This window comes from Lactobacillus sp. HBUAS51381 (genome assembly GCF_012641095.1).
Taxonomy (GTDB): Bacteria; Bacillota; Bacilli; order Lactobacillales; family Lactobacillaceae; genus Levilactobacillus.
Genome location: NZ_JAAVSC010000107.1, coordinates 1 through 247 on the forward strand (window position 1 = coordinate 1; position 247 = coordinate 247).

Annotated in this window: 1 pseudogene; it reads left to right on the top strand. The window is 42.5% G+C overall.

The window, feature by feature from the left end:
• Window positions 1-145, top strand: a pseudogene (locus HEQ50_RS12850) (RNA-guided endonuclease TnpB family protein); the annotation flags it as partial.
• Between the last annotated feature and the right edge of the window lie 102 nt (window positions 146-247).

The following is a 247-nucleotide window of genomic DNA, read 5'->3' on the forward strand; positions in this document are numbered from 1 at the left end:
CTACATCAAGCATGGTACCGACAAGATCACGCTCCAAGGCAATGCACAGCATCAGACCAAACATAATGAATATATTTGTTACAACTGTGGTGCCATACTGGATCGTGACGAAAACGCTGTTGCCAATCTATTAGATTTAGTCTGAAACAATTTTAAAGGGCTGGCTATAGTCCTCAAGCTGTCACAGTTAGTCAATGTGGTTACTCCCTAGTGGAGTATCAGAATACCGGCGTTATAACGGCAGTAA